At 55.1% G+C, this 1364-nt stretch carries 2 protein-coding genes; both read right to left on the bottom strand.

Annotated features, from left to right (window positions below):
- A partial coding sequence (corA, locus tag L692_RS0113560; protein WP_025700638.1) for a magnesium/cobalt transporter CorA occupies window positions 1-956 on the bottom strand: 956 nt, incomplete at its 3' end.
- Window positions 957-1038: 82 nt separating this feature from the next.
- Window positions 1039-1364, bottom strand: a 326-nt coding sequence (locus L692_RS0113565; RefSeq protein ID WP_025700640.1) for a DNA-binding domain-containing protein, incomplete at its 5' end; no start/stop codon positions are given.

The raw sequence follows: 1364 nt of genomic DNA on the forward strand, positions 1-1364 counted from the left end.
TTAAACCATCCCCGGCGGCGAAACCACAGCACCATGCTTCCGCCCAGCAGCAGCATGAGCAGCAGGACGATGGGGTAGCCGTAAGGGAAGTCCAGTTCGGGCATTACATTGAAATTCATACCATATATGCCGGCGATCAGCGTCAAGGGCATGAAGATGGTGGTAATTACCGTCAGCGTCTTCATAATCGAATTCATCCGGTTCGAATTCAGCGAGATGTAGCTGTCCCGCAGGTCTGCGGTCATTTCCCTGTCAGCCTCGATCATATCCGTCAGCTTGAGCAGGTGATCGTAAATATCGCCGAAATACATGCGTTCCTCCACGTTGCTCTGAATATGCTGGGAGTTGAGAATCCGGTACATCAAATCGCGCATCGGCACAATCGTCCGCCGCAGCTTCAGGAGACGGCTGCGAACGTCGAATACCTGGGACATCAGCTCCTCCACCGATTCGCTGCTCCCTCGGCTGTCCAGCTCCGCCAGCTCGTCTTCGATCATATACAGGCTTGGAAAATAATTATCCACCAATTTGTCCATCACCGTATAGGCCGCCAGCATCGGACCGCCGGACCAGCCTTTCCGGCTGTCGATCTCCTCCATAACCCGCTCCCGGGCTTCTTCCAGCTCAAACTGCTCATGAAGATGATAGGTCACGAAGATGGATTTGCCGACAAACAAATCCACCTCTTCGGCGCTCAGCGTCGTCTCGTTCAGCGCATGCAGCACAAAAAACTGCACATCCTCGTAGTGATCGAGCTTCGGTCGCTGAAGCACATGCATGCAGTCCTCAATCGCCAGCGGATGAAAGTGAAAGTGAGTATCCAGCAGCCGCGTCTCCTCCGGAGTCGGTTCCGAAAAATCCGCCCATATCCATTTGTAATCCTCCACCTTGATTTCCGAAAGCGGCTTATCCATCAGCACTTCTCCCTGATGGGTGACCGCCAGTGTCCGTATCATAAACTTCCTGCCCTCCTCCAGACGCCACGCTTTCATCATTGTACAGCAGGAATAGCCCCTGCCCAAATCCGGGAGGGGTCTCTTAGCGCCCCAGTCCTTCCTGAAGCTCAAGAATCATCACCTGCAAAAATTTGCGGATATTCACTTTGGCCTTGCCCGATTCCCGGCCCTGGTCCATTTCCTTCATCTTGGCCCGCACATCCTCGAAATCGAAGTACAGCGGAGCGTAATATTCGAATTTGGGGTGGCTGTAATCGGTCAGCCCGATGGAGGCCAGATGCGTCAGCCCTGTCGTCAGCGCCCGCCGCAGCCGCTGCTCAATCGCCTTCGTCTCCTTGGCGATGTCGCTTGCGCTCTCTTTGTAGCGGGCGGCCACCGTCTCGTACAGCTCCTTGAGCGGGGGCAGCG

Source organism: Paenibacillus forsythiae T98 (assembly GCF_000520735.1).
Classification (GTDB): Bacteria; Bacillota; Bacilli; order Paenibacillales; family Paenibacillaceae; genus Paenibacillus_AQ; species Paenibacillus_AQ forsythiae.